This window comes from Longimicrobium sp., from assembly GCA_036387335.1.
In the GTDB taxonomy this organism is placed as follows: domain Bacteria; phylum Gemmatimonadota; class Gemmatimonadetes; order Longimicrobiales; family Longimicrobiaceae; genus Longimicrobium.
This window is the reverse complement of sequence record DASVTZ010000264.1, coordinates 1-15,230: the sequence shown is the minus strand read 5'-3', so window position 1 is coordinate 15,230 and position 15,230 is coordinate 1. Positions and strand designations below refer to the sequence as shown.

Below are 15,230 nucleotides of genomic sequence, written 5' to 3'. Positions count from 1 at the left end.
TGATCGGGCTCTGGGTGGGGGGCGGGTGGGCGGGGGCGCTGCTGCTCGGGGGGGCATTCTACGTCTCCTCCAGCGCCATCATCGCCAAGAGCACCATCGAGCTGCGCCGCTCCGCCAACCCCGAGACGGAGGTGGCGCTGGGCGTGCTGGTGTTCGAGGACCTGTTCATGGCCCTCTTCCTCGCCGTCCTCTCCGGCGCCGTGCTCGCGGACGAGCCGAGCGCCGCCGCCGCGTTCTGGGGGATGGGGAAGGCGGCCGCGTTCTTTGGGGCGGTGGTGCTGCTGGCGCTGTACGCGCGCCCGCTGCTGGACCGCCTCTTCGACCTGGAGGACGACGAGCTCTTCCTACTGCTGACGGGCGGCATCGTGCTCCTGCTGTCGTGGGGCGCGCTGGCGGCGGGGCTGTCGGAGGCGATCGGCGCCTTCCTCGCCGGGCTGCTGCTGGCCGAGACGGAGCACAAGGAGCGCGCCGAGCGCCTGTTCGGGCCGCCGCAGGGGCTGTTCGCGGCGGTCTTCTTCCTGGGCTTCGGGCTCTCGCTGGACCCGGCCACGTTTGGGGGGGTGTGGCTGCCGGCGCTGGTGCTGGCGGTGCTGGGGGTGGCGCTCAAGGTGGGCGTGGGGATGTGGATCGGCCGGCACGACGGACTGCCCAAGCGCAATGCCCTGGCGCTAGGGCTCACCCTCGTGCCGCGCGGCGAGTTCTCCATCCTCCTGGCCGGCATCGCCGTGACGGTGGGGCTCGCGGATGTCGGCGCGACGATCGCTCTCCTCGTGCTCGCGCTGTCGCTCGTCGGCACGGTGGGGCTGCGGCTCGCGCCGGAGATCGCGCGCCGCGTGTATCCCCGTCGCGAGCCGCGTTCGTTGGAGGAGCGTGGCTTTCGGCCGGACCTGGCGGGGTTCGATGAGACGGGCGGCGGTGGGTGATACCGGCGGTTGAAACCGCTGCAACGACTGCGGGAAACCTGCCTTCGCAGGTTGCGGGGGCTCGATCTGTGCGGGCGGCGGAGATTGGTTCCGGCGGCTGGTCGCCGGGGGCTGAAGCCCCCGGCTGGAACGACGCGAAGGCGGCTGAAGCCGGCTGGAGTAACGCGAGATTTGGCCGGGGAGTCCGCGCAGGCGGACTTTGTGCTGTTGTTGCCGCGAGTTCACTCGCCCGGCTCAGGCAGGGCCTTGGACACATCATGATTCACCCGGCGGTTTGAGGTCTATGCCCAGCGATTTTCCGCTCTTTCGGTCGCTCCTGGCGCTCTGCGTGTTCATGGTGGTCGTGGGCATGGGCGGGTCGTGGCTCACGGGACACGAGGCCTCCGGCCGCAGAACGCGGGCGACCGCGAGCAAGGACTCCGCGCCCGCCGGTGCCGCGCGCGCGCCAGCCATCGCGGTGGCGCAGCGGGATTCGGGGGCGGGGGGGCTCTGCCGCGTGGATACGGCGGGGATCGCGCTCCCGATGACGGTGCACGAGTCCAGCGGCGTGGCGGCGGGGGGCGGGGTGCTGTGGACGCACAACGACTCCGGCGAGCCCGTGCTCGTGGCGGTCGGGATGGACGGGCTGCCGCGCGGGTCCGTGCGCGTGACCGGGGCCGTGGTGGAGGACTGGGAAGACGTCGCGGAAGGCCCCTGCCCGGCCGGGCGCTGTCTGTACGTCGGCGACATCGGCGACAACCAGGCGAAGCGCGCCCGCATCACCGTCTACCGCGTCCCCATGCCCGCGCCGGGGGACGCCGCCACGCGCCCCGCCGAGGCCTTCCACGCCACCTACCCCGATGGGCCGCACGACGCGGAGGCGCTCTTCGTGACGGGGGACGGCGGCGTCTTCGTGGTGACTAAGGGGGAGACGGGGCCAATTGCGGTGTACCGCTTTCCGCGCGAGATGGCGGCGGGGGCGGTGAGCCGGCTGGAGCGGGTGCGCGAGCTGGCCCCGGCGCAGGGCAAGCGCTCCGACCGCATCACCGGCGCGGCGGCGTCGGCGGAGGGGTGGGTGGCGTTGCGGACGCTGCGCTCCGTGTCGTTCTACCGCGCGGGCAACCTCGCGTCGGGCGCGGCCGCCGAGCCGCTGCGCTACGACCTCGCGCCGCTCAAGGAGGCGCAGGGGGAGGCGGTGGCGTTCGGGGAGGGCGGGGTGGTGCACCTGACCAGCGAGGGCGTCAAGAAAAAGGATCCGGCCACCCTGGCCCGCCTCGTCTGCAACCTTCCGCGCTGAAACCGCGGAAGCTGCCATGGAGCACATCCGCCCGCGGTGAGCGCCGTCGGTTGACATCCAACCAGACGGGCGCAGATTCCGGGGAACCACAACACATCCGTGGCTTTCTCCCGCGTCTCCGCGCCCGCGCGTGAGACCGCGGTTCGCCGTCCCGGAAGCACACCAAGGCCATGGCCTCCGAAGTCCTGATCGTCCTTGCCCTGCTGGTGCTCAACGGCGTCTTCGCCATGAGCGAGATCGCCGTGGTCTCCGCCCGCAAGACGCGCCTGCAGCAGCGCGCCGAGGCGGGCGACCCGGGGGCCCGCCGCGCTCTGGCGCTGGCGGAGGAGCCGTCGCGCTTCCTGGCCACGGTGCAGGTGGGGATCACGCTGGTGGGCGTGCTGGCTGGCGCCTTCGGCGGGGCTCGCCTTTCCGAGCCGCTGGCGCGCTACTTCGCGGGCGTGCCGCTCCTGGCGCCGTACGCGGAAGGGCTCGCGTTCGGCATCGTCGTGCTCGCCATCACCTACCTGTCGCTCATCATCGGCGAGCTGGTGCCCAAGGAGATCGGCCTGGGGCACCCGGAGCGCATCGCGGCGATGGTGGCCGCGCCCATGCACCTGCTGTCGCGCGTGGCGGCGCCGCTGGTGTGGGTCCTCACCTTCTCCACGCGCATCGTCCTGCGCGTGCTGCGCGTCACCAAGAACACCGACGCCGCCGTCACCGACGCGGACGTGGCCGCGCTGCTGGAAGAGGCCACCGAGTCCGGGGTCATCCACGAGGCGGAGCAGGACCTGGTGGAGCGCGTCTTCTGGCTGGGCGACCGGCGCGTGGCGGACCTCCACACGCCGCGCCACCGCGTCGCCTGGCTGGACGAAGTGGACGACGAGCAGGCGGTGCGCGCCAGCATGATCGCCCAGCCGAGCGACGTCTACCTCGTGTGCCGCGGCGGGCTGGACCGTGTGGCGGGCGCCGTGCGCGTGCGCGACCTGTGGGAGCAGGCCGTGCGCGGCGAGGCGATGGACATCCAGGCGGCGCTGCAGCAGCCTCTCTTCGTGCCGGAGAACACGCGCGCCCTGCACATGCTGGAGCTCTTTCGCGAGAGCCCGGCCGGCGTCGCCGTCGTGGTGGACGAGTACGGCGGCGTGCAGGGGGTGCTCACCCGCGACGACCTGATGGAGGACGTGGCGTGGGAGACCGCCCCCACCGATCCGCACGTGGTGCGGCGCGACGACGGCAGCTGGCTGGTGGACGCGGGGATGTCCGTGGACGACTTCCGCGAGGCGATGGGGCTGGAGGAGCGGCGCGAGGAGGAGCGCGTCGGCTACCGCACCGTCGGCGGGCTGATCGTCACCCGGCTGGGCCGCATCCCGAGCGTGGGGGAGTACGTGGAAAGCGAGGGGCTGCGCCTGGAAGTGGTAGACATGGACGGGCCGCGCGTCGACAAGGTGCTGGTGGCCCCGGCCGGCGGCGTGGCGTAAGAACGGATCATGCACGGCGTTGTCTCCGTCCCAGCGAACGCCCTCCCGTTCCCGAGCCGCTACTCGTGACCGAACCCGATCCCACCCCCTCCGGCAGCGCGGAGTTCTACCGCCGGCAGCTGGACGCGGTGGCGGAGAATGCCACTCTGGCGCTCTTCATCATGGACGAGCACCAGCGCTGCTCGTACATGAACCCCGCCGCGGAAAGGCTCACCGGCTTCCGCCTGGACGAGCTGCAGGGGAAGGAGCTGCACTACTACGTGCACCACACCCGTCCGGACGGGTCCCCCTACCCGCTGGAGGAGTGCCCCATCGACCGGGCCTTTCCCCAGAACATGCGCGAGCAGGGGGAGGAGGTCTTCGTCCACAGGGACGGGCACTTCTACCCGGTCGCCTTCACGGCCTCGCCCATCCGCGAGGGCGGGCGCACGGTGGGGACGATCATCGAGGCGCGCGACATCAGCGAGGAGCGGCGCGAGCGGGCGGAGCGCGAGCGCCTGATCCGCGACCTGGCCGCGGCCAACGAGGAGATGGCGCGCGCCAACCGCGAGCTGCTGGAACGCGCCGAGGCGGTGGAGCGCGTGCAGCGCCTGGCCCAGGAGGCGCACGCCGCGCTCGACGCCTTCAACGACGCCGCGCCCCTCCCCGCCGCGCTGGTGGACCGCGACCTCCGCTACCGCAGCATCAACGCCGCCCTCGCCGCCTTCTACGGCCTGGAGCGGGAGCAGGTGGTGGGGAAGACGCTGCACGAGGTCGTCCCCGCGTACGCCCCGCGCGTGGAGGCCAACTTCCGCCAGGTGATGGAGACGGGGGAGCCGATCCACAACCTGGAGGCGGTGGTCCCCAGCCTGGCGACCGGCGAGGAGCGCGCCGTGCTGCTCAACTACTTTCCCGTGCGCGGCGCGGACGGGGAGGTGAGCGGGGTGGGGTTCATCGGGATGGACGTCACCGACCTGCACCGCGCGGAGCGGGAGCGGCGCGAGCAGGCCACCACCGTGGAGACGCTGCACCGCGTGGGGCAGGCGCTCGCCAGCGAGCTGGGGCTGGAGCGCATCGTCCAGGTGGTGACCGACGCGGCCACGGAGCTGACGGGGGCGCAGTTCGGCGCCTTCTTCTACAACGTGGTGAGCGAGCGCGGCGAGTCGTACACCCTGTACACCATCTCGGGCGTGCCGCGCGAGGAGTTCTCGCGCTTCCCCATGCCGCGCTCCACCGAGGTGTTCGGCCCCACCTTCCACGGCGAGGGGGTGGTACGCAGTGACGACATCACCCAGGACCCGCGCTACGGCAAGAACGCCCCCTACCGCGGGATGCCGGAGGGGCATCTCCCCGTGCGCAGCTACCTGGCCGTGCCGGTGATCAGCCGGACCGGGGAGGTGGTGGGCGGCCTCTTCTTCGGCCATTCGGAGCCGGGGCGCTTCACCGAGCGCAGCGAGCACCTGGCCGTTGGGATCTCGGGATGGGCCGCCGTGGCGATGGACAACGCCCGGCTGTACGAGGCGGAGCACCGCGCCCGCGCCGAGGCCGAGCGCGCCAACCGCGTCAAGAGCGAGTTCCTGGCGACGATGAGCCACGAGCTGCGCACCCCGCTCAACGCCACCATCGGGTACGCGGAGCTCCTCCTGGCCGGCATCCCGGAGCCGATCCCCGTCGCGGCGCAGGAGCAGGTGCGGCGCATCGCGCTCAGCGGCCGCCACCTTCTGGAGCTGATCGAGGAGATCCTCACCTTTTCGCGGCTGGAGGCGGGGGAGGAGCGGGTCGACCCCGGGCCCATCGACCTCACGACGCTCGTGCACGAGGCGCAGGCGCTCACCGAGCCGCTGGCGCTCGCCAAAGGGATCGCCTTCGAGTGCCACGCCCCCACGGAGCCCGGCACCCTGGTGAGCGACCGCCGCAAGCTGCTCCAGATCCTGCTCAACCTGCTGGGCAACGCCGTCAAGTTCACCGACGCGGGCAAGGTGCAGCTCACCCTGGTGGAGGTGGGCGGCGAGGCCGTCTTCCGCGTATCGGACACCGGCCCGGGGATCGCGCCGGAGCACCTGGAAAAGGTGTTCGACCCCTTCTGGCAGGTGCACGCCGGCACCACGCGCACGGCCGGGGGCACGGGCCTGGGCCTGAGCGTCACCCGCCGCCTCGCCCGCCTCCTGGGCGGCGACGTGGAGCTGGAAAGCGAGCTGGGCCGCGGCAGCACGTTCACGGTGCGCGTGCCGCTGGGGTAGACGGCGGGGTCCCCCTCTCCCCGGCCCTCTCCCCCGCAAGCGGGGGAAAGGGTGCACTCCTCCCCGGCCGGCACCTCGTCGCGGCGCGATTCATCGTGCCCACCCTCGCCCGCACCGCAAACCGATTCTGTAGGGGCAGACCTGCGTGTCTGCCCACCCTCGCCGCCACCGCGACCCCCGCATCCCGCACCGCCACCCGTCCGGGGTCTGCCCGCCCTCGCCCCGACCTCAACCCCCGCATACGGCACAGACGCCCGTAGGGGCCGCCCCGCGTGGCTGCCCGTGCCATCCCGCCCGCTGTCCCCTGGCCCGCGATTCGCAAACCCGCCGCCGCACGAATCGAAAAACACACGGGCCATGGAGACGGAATGCCACGCGAAGTCACGGATGCGGATGGGTTGCGGTGGACGTGCGTGCAGGCGTACGCCGGGCTGGCGCAGAGCGCGGACGAATCGGGGAACAAGGACGCCGCCCGGGTGGACGGCGCCAGGGACCGCTTCCGCGTGGTGTGCACCCCCAGCGGCGGCGCGCAGACCGCCGAGCTGGAGCTCCCCGGCGACTGGGAAGAGGGGATGGACGACGAGGCGCTGCTCAAGGAGATCGAAGCGGCCCGAGGGTAGGCCCGCGCGCCCGGCTTCATCCTTGCGAACCTGCGCAGCCGCGGAGCATCCCAATCTCTTTGCCCGCCAACACGTATCCCCCGGCGCAGCCATGGACAGCAGCACCACGCAGATCGTCACGGACCTTCTCACGAGCGACCCGCACGGGCTGCAGGAGGCGTGGATCGCCGAGCAGCTCGCCTCGCCGGACACGCGGCCGGACCTGATCACCGAGGCCGAGCTCCGCCAGCAGTCCGGCGAGTTCCTCCAGCTCCTGCGCGAGGCGCTGCGCAGCGGCGGGCCCGCGGATCCCGACAGCCCCGGCTGGGCGCCCCTCCGCGAGATGCTGGGGCGCGTGTCGCGGGCGCGGGCGCTCAAGGGGTTCACGCCCTCCGAGACGGCCACCTTCGTCTTTTCGCTGCGCGGCCCCCTCTTCGAGCGGCTGCGCGCGGCGGCGGGCGACGACGTGGCGCGCTACCACGAAGGGCTGCGGGGCGTCACCACGCTGGTGGACCGGCTGGGGCTGCACACCACCGAAGTCTTCCAGCGCAGCCGCGAGGAGGTCATCCACCGGCAGCAGCAGGAGCTGATGGAGCTCTCCACCCCCGTGGTGAAGCTGTGGGACGGCATCCTGGCCGTGCCGCTCATCGGCACGCTGGACAGCGCGCGCACGCAGGTGGTGATGGAGAGCCTGCTGCAGCGCATCGTGGACACCGAGGCGACCGTCGCCATCATCGACATCACGGGCGTGCCCACGGTGGACACCCTCGTCGCGCAGCACCTGCTGAAGACGGTGGCGGCGGCGCGGCTGATGGGGGCCGACTGCATCATCAGCGGCATCCGGCCGCAGATCGCGCAGACCATCGTGCACCTGGGGGTGGAGCTGCACGGCGCCGCCACCAAGGCCACGCTGGCCGACGCCATCCTCATGGCGCTGCGCCAGACCGGGTGGCGGGTCACGCGCCCCGCCAAGGGCTGACCCGCATGGAGCGCATCCCGATCCTCAAGATGGGTCGCGTCCTCCTGGTGACGATCCAGGTGGACATGCACGACCGGCTCGCCCTGGCGCTGCAGGACGACCTCACCACGCGCATCGCGCAGAGCGGCGCGCGCGGGGTGCTGATCGACATCTCGTCGCTGGACGTGGTGGACTCGTTCATCGGGCGGGTGCTGGCCAACATCGCCGCCATGAGCCGCGTGCTGGACGCGCAGACGGTGGTGGTGGGGATGCAGCCCGCCGTCGCCATCACCCTGGTGGAGCTGGGCCTCTCCCTCCCCGGCGTGCGCACGGCGCTCAACGTGGAGCGGGGGATGGAGCTGCTGCGCGTGGCGCTGGCGGAGGAGGAGGATGACGGCGACGTCGGCGATGACGATGCTGACGCCGGGGAGTGAGGCGTACGCCATCCGCAGCGACGCCGACGTGGTGGCCGCGCGCCAGGCCGTGCGCGCGCGGGCTGTGGAGCTGCGCTTCTCCCTGGTGGACCAGACCAAGATCGTGACCGCCGCCAGCGAGCTCGCGCGCAACACCCTCGTCTACGGCGGGGGCGGGTCGATGCGCATCGAGACCGTCGACCGCCCGCCGCGCACGGGGCTGCGCATGGTTTTCGAGGACAGCGGGCCCGGCATCGCGGACGTGCAGCAGGCGCTGCGCGACGGCTTCACCACCGGCGGCGGGCTGGGGCTGGGGCTGGGCGGATCGAGGCGGCTGCTGGACGAGATGGAGATCGAATCCGCGGCGGGGCAGGGGACGCGCATCACGGGAACCAAGTGGAAGTAGCGGCGATGGAGACGCGCTGCGGGTGCCTGGTGCGCGTGGAGGAGGAGAGCCAGGTGGGCGACGCGCGCCGCCAGTTCCAGCGGCTGGCGCACGGGCTGGGCTTCGACGAGACCGACGCCGGGCGCGTGGCGCTGGTGACCACCGAAATGGCCGGCAACCTGGTAAAGCACACCGCCGGCGGCGGGCGCCTGCTGGCCCAGCCGCGCGTGCAGGGCGGGGTGCTGGGGATGGAGATCCTGGCGCTGGACCGCGGGGCGGGGATCGCCAACGTGGGGCAGGCGCTGCGCGACGGCTTCACCACCGCCGGCTCGCCGGGCACGGGGCTGGGCGCCATCTCGCGATTGGCGGACCGCTTCGACATCCACTCCCTTCCAACCATCGGCACGGCGATCCTGGCCCGCCTCTGGCCGCGCGGCACCGAGCCGGCGCCCGTGCCGCTGGAGGTGGCGGCGGTGCACCTCTCCAAGCCGCGCGAGACGGTGTGCGGCGACAACTGGGCCTTCGTCCCGCGCGAGGGCGGCGGCGTACTGCTGGTGGCCGACGGGCTGGGCCACGGCCCCGGCGCCGCCGAGGCTTCCATGGAGGCCGTCAGGGTCTTCCGCGCTCGTCCCGACGACCCGCCGGTGCAGATGGTGGAGTCGATCCACGCGGCCCTGCGCCCCACGCGCGGCGCGGCCATCGCGGTGGCGCTGCTGGATGCGGCGCGCGGCGAGATCCGCTACTGCGGGGTGGGGAACATCGCCGGGAGCGTGGCGGGTGGCGAGCGCGAGCACAGCATGGTGTCGCACAACGGCACGGCCGGCCACCACGTGGGGCGCGTGCAGGAGTTCACCTACGCCTGGCCCGCAGGGGGGCTGGTGGTGATGCACTCGGACGGCCTGCAGGCACGCTGGTCGATGGCGCGCTACCCGGGGCTGGCCGGGCGCGACCCGGCGCTGGTGGCCGGCGTCCTCTTTCGCGACTTCTGCCGCGAGACGGACGACGCCACGGTGGTGGTCGTCCGCCGCACGCCGTGACCCCGCTCTGGTCGCTGGTGCTGCGCGACGAGCAGGACGTGGTGCTCGCCCGCCAGCGCGCGCGCCACGCCGCCCTGCTGGTGGGGTTCGATGCACAGGGCGCCACCCGCATCGCCACCGCGGTCAGCGAGATCGTGCGCAACGCCCAGGCGTACGCGGGCGGCGGCACGGTGGAGATCGGCGTGAGGGAGGAGCGGGACGTGCGCTCGCTCGCCATCCGCGTGGCGGACCGAGGGCCGGGGATCCCGCATCTGGACGAGGTGCTGGCGGGGCGCTACCGCTCGCGCACCGGGATGGGGGTGGGGCTCACGGGCACGCGCCGGCTGATGGACGCGTTCGCCGTGGAGACGACGGGAACGGGCACCGTCGTGACGATGGCGAAGCGCCTTCCCGCGGGCGCCGCGCCCACGGAGGCGGCGCTGGAACGCGCGGCGGACACGCTGGCGCGCGAGGTGTCGCACGACGCCGCGGCCGAGGTGCGCAGGCAGAACCAGGAGCTTCTGCGCCTGCTCGCTTCGCTGGAGGAGCGACAGGACGAGCTGGCCCGCCTCAACGCGGAGCTGGAGGAGACGAACCGCGGCGTCCTGGCCCTGCACGCCGAGCTGCGCGACCGCGCGGACCGCGAGGCCGAGGCCCGCCGGAGCGCCGAAGCCGCGTCGCGCGCGCGGGACGCCGTGCTCGCCATCGTGTCGCACGACCTGCGCAACCCGGTGGGGAGCGTCATCACCGCCGCCGCCTTTTTGCTGGACACGCTCCCCGCGGAGGTGCTCGCGACGCCGCAGGGGCAGCAGGTGGGGGTGATGCACCGCGCCGCGCGCCGCGCAAACCGCCTCCTGGAGGACCTGATGGACGTCACCCGCATCGAATCCGGCGGCCTGGCGGTGGACGTGGCGCCCGTGGAGGTGCCCGGCCTCCTTGCCGACGCGGCCGAGGTGATGCGCGGCCCCGCGGAGGAGAACGGCGTGGAGCTCCTCACCGAATGCGCGGGCACGCTGCCGGCGGTACTGGCGGACCGCGACCGCGTGCTGCAGGTGTTCGCGAACCTGGCGGGGAACGCCGTCAAGTTCACCCCCGCGGGCGGCGCGGTCACGCTGGGCGCGGCGTGCGCGGAGGGGGCGGTGCGCTTTTCCGTCGCGGACACGGGGCCGGGGATGAGCGCGGAGCAGGTGGAGCGCGCCTTCGACCGTTTCTGGCAGGCGGGGCGCGCGGACCGCCGCGGCGTGGGGCTGGGGCTCAGCATCGCACGCGGCATCGTGGAGGCGCACGGCGGAATGCTCTCGGTCACCAGCGCACCCAACGAGGGCGCCATCTTCCACTTCACCCTTCCGGTCGCCCCGTGAGCGAGCTTCCGCTGCTGTCGCTGCCGCTGCTGCGCGAGGAGGACGTGGTGATCGCCCGCCGCCGCGCCCGCGAGGCCGCCGAGCGCGCCGGCTTCGAGAGGCAGGACGCCACCCGCATCGCCACCGCCGTCAGCGAGATCGCGCGCAACGCTTACGGCTACGCGGGCGGCGGCACGGTGGAGCTGTTCGTGGCGGACGGCTCGCTGGCGGTGCGCGTGGCGGACCGCGGCCCCGGCATCCCCCACTTGGAAGAGGTGCTCGGCGGGCGCTACGCCTCGCCCACCGGGCTGGGCGCGGGGATCACGGGCGCGCGGCGGCTGATGGACACCTTTCGCATCGACACGGCGGAGGGGCGTGGGACGACGGTCGTGATGTCGATGCGTCTCCCGCCCGGCGCGCGGCTGGCCGAGGCGGAGGTGGCGCGCATCGCCGCGGAGCTGGTGCGGGCGGCCCCGCCCGAGCCCGTGCACGAGCTGCACGAGCAGAACCGCGAAGTGCTGCGCGCCCTCGCCGCGCTGGAGGAGCGCAAGGAGGAGCTGGAGCGCCTCAATCGCGAGCTGGAGGACACCAACCGCGGCGTGGTGGCGCTCTACGCCGAGCTGGACCAGCGCGCCGAGCAGCTTGGGCAGGCCAACGACCTCAAGGCGCAGTTCCTGTCGTACATGAGCCACGAGTTCCGCACGCCGCTGGACTCCATCCTGGCGCTGAGCGGCCTGCTGCTGGCCCGCACCGACGGCCCGCTCACCGAGGAGCAGGAGACGCAGGTGGGGTTCGTGCGCCGCTCCGCCCGCGACCTGCTGGACATGGTGGACGACCTGCTGGCCGCGTCGCGCATGGACGCGGGGCAGGTGAAGGTGCGCCCTTCGCGGTTCACGGTGGACGACGTGTACAACGCGGTGCGCGCCATGCTCCGCCCCCTGATCGACGAAAAGGCGCCGCCGCTGGTGTGGGAGGCGGAGCCGGACCTCCCCGATCTGCACACCGACGAGGCCAAGGTGGCGCAGATCCTCCGCAATCTCATCTCCAACGCCCTCAAGTTCACCGAGCGGGGCGAGGTGCGGATCTCCGCCGCGCGCGGGCCCGCCCAGGACACGGTCGTCTTCCGGGTGGCGGACACGGGAATCGGGATCGCGCCGGAGGACCGGGAGCGGATCTTTCGCGACTTCGCGCAGGTGGAGAGCCACTTGCAGCGGCGGGTGCGCGGGAGCGGGCTGGGGCTTCCCCTCTCGCGCAAGCTGGCCGTGCTGCTGGGGGGCGACCTGGGCGTGGAGAGCACCCCGGGGGCGGGATCGGTCTTCTCGCTCGTCATCCCCTTCACCTATACCGAGCCCGCGGCGCAGGGATGACCCAAGAGCGTACCCTCACCGTCCTCAACGTGGACGACTATCCGGCCGCGCTGTACGCCACCTCGCGCGTGCTGCGCCAGGCCGGCTATCGCGTGCTGGAGGCGACCACCGGTGCGGAGGCGCTGGCGCGGGCCGGGGAGTGCCCGGACCTCATCATCCTGGACGTGAACCTGCCGGACGTGGACGGCTTCGAGGTGGCGCGGCGCATCAAGGCCGACCCCGAGACGGCCACCATCCCCCTCCTGCACATGTCCGCCGCCTACCGCGACCCGGAGCACCGCGCGCTGGGTCTGGAGGGCGGCGCCGACGCGTACCTCGCGCAGCCCGTGGAGCCGCGCGAGCTCCTGGCCACCATCCGCGCCCTGCTGCGCGTGCGCGAGGCGGAGAGCGTGGTGCGCCAGAGCGAGGAGCGCCTGCGCGTGCTCGCCTCGGCCACCGCGGACGTCGTGTGGACCACCGACGCGGAGGGGCGCCTATCGACCGACCTCCCGGGCTGGCGCGACCTGACCGGCCAGTCGACGGACGAGCTGCTGGGATGGGGATGGCTGGACGCGGTGCACCCCGACGACCGCCCCCGCACCGCGCAGGCGTGGGACGACGCCGTGCGCGAGCAGGGCACGTACGACACGGAGTACCGCCTGCGCATGCGCGACGGCGGCTACCGCACCTTTCTGGCGCGCGGGGTGCCGGTGTTCGAGCCCGGCGGCGAGATCCGCGAATGGGTCGGCCTCTGCACGGACGTGGAGGACCGCCGCCGCGCCGAGGACCGCCAGCGCTTCCTGAGCGACGCCGGCGCCGTCCTCGCCGCGTCGCTCGAAGCCGAGCGGATGCCCGCGCGCCTCGCCGAGCTCGCCGTGCCGCTGCTGGCCGACTGCTTCTCGCTGGAGCTGCACCCCTTCGAGGGCGGCGAGCGGATGGTGGCCTCCGCGCCCGACCGTAATGCGCTCCCCGCGCTCCCCGCGCTCCCCGCTGCGCTGGAGGAGCGCCTGGCGGCCGGCGAGACGCTGGCGCTGGGGCCGGGCGAGCTGCCGGGGGTGCGCTCGTACCTGGCAGCCCCCCTCATCGCGCGCGGCGAGATGCTGGGATCGGTGCGCATCGCCACCGGCCCCTCCGGACGCACCCTGGACCGTGCGGACGCGGAGGCGCTGGGCGAGCTGGCGCGGCGGGTGGCGCTCGCCGTGGACAACGCGCGGCTCTACACGGCCGCGCTGGACGCCAGCGAGACGAAGAGCGAGTTCCTGGCCACCATGAGCCACGAGCTGCGCACCCCCATGAACGCCATCCTGGGCTACGCCGACCTGCTGGACGCCGAGGTCGCGGGCCCCCTCACGGATGCGCAGCGCGAGCAGCTCAACCGCATCGGCGCCAGCGCAAGGCACCTGCTGCAGCTCATCGACGAGATCCTCACCTTTTCGCGCATCGAGGCAGGGCGCGAGCAGGTGAGCGTGGAGCGCTTCGACCTGGCGGAGCTGGCCCGCGACACGGCGGAGATGGTGGAGCCGATGGCGCGCGGCAAGGATCTCCGCTTCCCCGTGGACACCTCCGCCGATCCGCTGTGGGTGGTCTCCGATCCCGGCAAGGTGAGGCAGATCCTCCTGAACCTCCTCTCCAACGCCGTCAAGTTCACCGAGGCGGGCGAGGTGCGCCTCGCCGTCCGCGCGGAGGACGACGAGGCGGTGCTGCGCATCTCGGACACGGGAATCGGGATCGCGCCGGAGCAGCAGGGCCGCATCTTCGACGCCTTCTGGCAGGTGGAGCAGTCCTCCATCCGCCGCGCCGGCGGCACCGGCCTCGGCCTGAGCGTCACCCGCCACCTGGTGGACATGCTGGGCGGCACGGTCGAGGTCGCCAGCACGGTCGGCGAGGGGAGCACGTTCACGGTGCGGATACCGCTGGTGCCGTAGGCCCTCACCCCCGTCTCGTTACACTCGACTGCCCCCTCTCCCGATAACAGGAGAGGGCTGCGCCCTCTGTTATCGAGAGAGGGGGCGGACTTTGGTGCCGCGGAGGGCCCCCTCCCCCCGGCCCCCTCCCCCGCCTGCGGGGGCGCAGGGCGGGTGAGGGGGAGAACTCCGCGCGCGCTTCGCAGATGCCCTGTAGGGGCGCGATTTATCGCGCCCGTGCCCTGCGTCTCGCCGCGCCCTGCCGTCGTACCCCAATGCCGGTAGGGGCAGACCTGCGTGTCTGCCCACCCTTGCCCCGGCCGCGACCCCTGCGCCGCACACCGATCCCGTAGGGGCCGCCCCACGTGGCTGCCCGTGCCCCGCGCATCCCCCAAACCACGCGATGCGCACCATTCCACGCGCTCCGGTTCGTAACGATCCGGCGACGGCCGTCGCGCGGGCTCGCTGTTTGCCGAAGGAGGATGGTTCCCCGGCGGCTCCGGGGCGGCGGGTCCGATTCCCTGGAGGACGCAGTGAGTGGTCGATGGATCGTGGGGGCGTGCGTGACACTGCTGGCCGCGTGCACCAACGTCAAAGACTCCCGGCAGAACGAAGTCACCTTCACCTGCGAAGGCGGCGTCCGCATCACCGCGTGGTTCCAGGACGGCGGCGTGCGCCTCCTGCTTCCCGGCGATACGGACAAGATCACGCTCACCCAGGTGCGCGCCGGCACCGGCGACAGCTACGAAACGGGAGGGCTGCGCTTCGAAGTGAACGCGGACACCGCCACGCTGGAGCGGAACGGCAAGCGCGTGTACCATGGCTGCGCCACCTGACCGCCGCGAACCGCTGAACGCACCCCGCCCGAACCCGCCCCCGCCCGACACCCGGGACTATTCGCTCCGCCGCTACCTGGTGGAGTTCTTTGAAGTCGTCACGAACGCCGACTCGCGCTTCGTGCGCTCGTTCCGCGCGCTCCTCGTGCAGCCGGGTGAGCTGACCGCGGCGTACTTCTCGCCGCGCCGCGACGAGTACCTGCGGCCGCAGCAGATCCTCCTCTTCTGCAGCGTCTTCTTCTTCTTCACCCAGCCGCTGATCGGCTTCAACGGCCTCAACTCGCCTCTGCATATCCACCTGAGCCAGACCCCCTACAGCCCGCTGGTGGAGCCGTGGGTGATGGCCGAGGTGGCGCGGCGCGGGATGGAGCTGGAGGCGTACCGCGCGATCTTCGACGCCGCGGTGGATGCCCACGCGCGGTCGCTGGCCTTTCTGCTGGTGCCCGTCTTCGCGCTCCTGGTGGCGATGGTCTTCTGGCGTCCGCGGCGCTTCCTCGTGCAGCACCTCGTATTCGCCACGCACGCCATCGCCTTCATGCTCCTGCTGATGCCGCCCGT

General features: G+C 72.8%; 14 protein-coding genes. All 14 read left to right on the top strand.

From position 1 onward, the window contains the following. Nucleotides 1-923, top strand: a 923-nt coding sequence (locus tag VF647_26460; protein HEX8455652.1) for a cation:proton antiporter, incomplete at its 5' end; no start/stop codon positions are given. Nucleotides 924-1,206: 283 nt separating this feature from the next. Further along, complete coding sequence (locus VF647_26455) at nt 1,207-2,199, top strand: hypothetical protein (GenBank protein ID HEX8455651.1); 993 nt, start codon at nt 1,207-1,209, stop codon at nt 2,197-2,199. 170 nt (nt 2,200-2,369) lie between these two features. Next, a complete protein-coding gene (locus tag VF647_26450) occupies nt 2,370-3,656 on the top strand; it encodes a hemolysin family protein (protein HEX8455650.1) in 1,287 nt (428 codons plus the stop codon). Nucleotides 3,657-3,721: 65 nt separating this feature from the next. After that, nucleotides 3,722-5,875 (top strand): PAS domain-containing protein, encoded by a 2,154-nt coding sequence (locus VF647_26445; GenBank protein HEX8455649.1) that lies wholly within the window; start codon nt 3,722-3,724, stop codon nt 5,873-5,875. Nucleotides 5,876-6,243: 368 nt separating this feature from the next. After that, nucleotides 6,244-6,495, top strand: coding sequence for a hypothetical protein (locus VF647_26440; protein ID HEX8455648.1), 252 nt, complete (start codon nt 6,244-6,246; stop codon nt 6,493-6,495). 91 nt (nt 6,496-6,586) lie between these two features. Continuing rightward, nucleotides 6,587-7,453, top strand: a complete 867-nt coding sequence (locus tag VF647_26435) for an STAS domain-containing protein (protein ID HEX8455647.1) — start codon at nt 6,587-6,589, stop codon at nt 7,451-7,453. 5 nt (nt 7,454-7,458) lie between these two features. Continuing rightward, nucleotides 7,459-7,866 (top strand): STAS domain-containing protein, encoded by a 408-nt coding sequence (locus VF647_26430; protein ID HEX8455646.1) that lies wholly within the window; start codon nt 7,459-7,461, stop codon nt 7,864-7,866. Next, the gene (locus VF647_26425; protein HEX8455645.1) at nt 7,823-8,251 is read left to right on the top strand and encodes an anti-sigma regulatory factor; all 429 of its coding nucleotides are present in this window, start codon (nt 7,823-7,825) and stop codon (nt 8,249-8,251) included. Before VF647_26430 ends, VF647_26425 begins: the two co-directional genes overlap by 44 nt. Continuing rightward, a complete protein-coding gene (locus tag VF647_26420) occupies nt 8,242-9,267 on the top strand; it encodes an ATP-binding SpoIIE family protein phosphatase (protein HEX8455644.1) in 1,026 nt (341 codons plus the stop codon). The genes VF647_26425 and VF647_26420 overlap by 10 nt, the downstream gene beginning before the upstream one ends. After that, complete coding sequence (locus VF647_26415; GenBank protein HEX8455643.1) at nt 9,264-10,607, top strand: sensor histidine kinase; 1,344 nt, start codon at nt 9,264-9,266, stop codon at nt 10,605-10,607. Before VF647_26420 ends, VF647_26415 begins: the two co-directional genes overlap by 4 nt. Beyond that, nucleotides 10,604-11,953 carry an ATP-binding protein gene (locus tag VF647_26410; protein HEX8455642.1) on the top strand — a complete coding sequence of 450 codons (1,350 nt, stop codon included), beginning with the start codon at nt 10,604-10,606 and terminating at the stop codon, nt 11,951-11,953. The genes VF647_26415 and VF647_26410 overlap by 4 nt, the downstream gene beginning before the upstream one ends. Beyond that, complete coding sequence (locus VF647_26405) at nt 11,950-13,857, top strand: ATP-binding protein (protein HEX8455641.1); 1,908 nt, start codon at nt 11,950-11,952, stop codon at nt 13,855-13,857. Before VF647_26410 ends, VF647_26405 begins: the two co-directional genes overlap by 4 nt. A gap of 512 nt (nt 13,858-14,369) precedes the next feature. Beyond that, a complete protein-coding gene (locus tag VF647_26400; protein HEX8455640.1) occupies nt 14,370-14,672 on the top strand; it encodes an MliC family protein in 303 nt (100 codons plus the stop codon). Next, a partial coding sequence (locus VF647_26395; protein ID HEX8455639.1) for a DUF3667 domain-containing protein occupies nt 14,656-15,230 on the top strand: 575 nt, incomplete at its 3' end. The genes VF647_26400 and VF647_26395, both read left to right, overlap by 17 nt.

Excerpts from the sequence above, each read along its gene's own strand:
- VF647_26405 (HEX8455641.1), top strand. The coding sequence starts at position 11,950 with ATGACCCAAGAGCGTACCCTCACCGTCCTCAACGTGGACGACTATCCG.
- VF647_26435 (HEX8455647.1), top strand. The coding sequence starts at position 6,587 with ATGGACAGCAGCACCACGCAGATCGTCACGGACCTTCTCACGAGCGAC.
- VF647_26425 (HEX8455645.1), top strand. The coding sequence starts at position 7,823 with ATGACGGCGACGTCGGCGATGACGATGCTGACGCCGGGGAGTGAGGCG.
- VF647_26455 (HEX8455651.1), top strand. The coding sequence starts at position 1,207 with ATGCCCAGCGATTTTCCGCTCTTTCGGTCGCTCCTGGCGCTCTGCGTG.
- VF647_26430 (HEX8455646.1), top strand. The coding sequence starts at position 7,459 with ATGGAGCGCATCCCGATCCTCAAGATGGGTCGCGTCCTCCTGGTGACG.
- VF647_26450 (HEX8455650.1), top strand. The coding sequence starts at position 2,370 with ATGGCCTCCGAAGTCCTGATCGTCCTTGCCCTGCTGGTGCTCAACGGC.
- VF647_26440 (HEX8455648.1), top strand. The coding sequence starts at position 6,244 with ATGCCACGCGAAGTCACGGATGCGGATGGGTTGCGGTGGACGTGCGTG.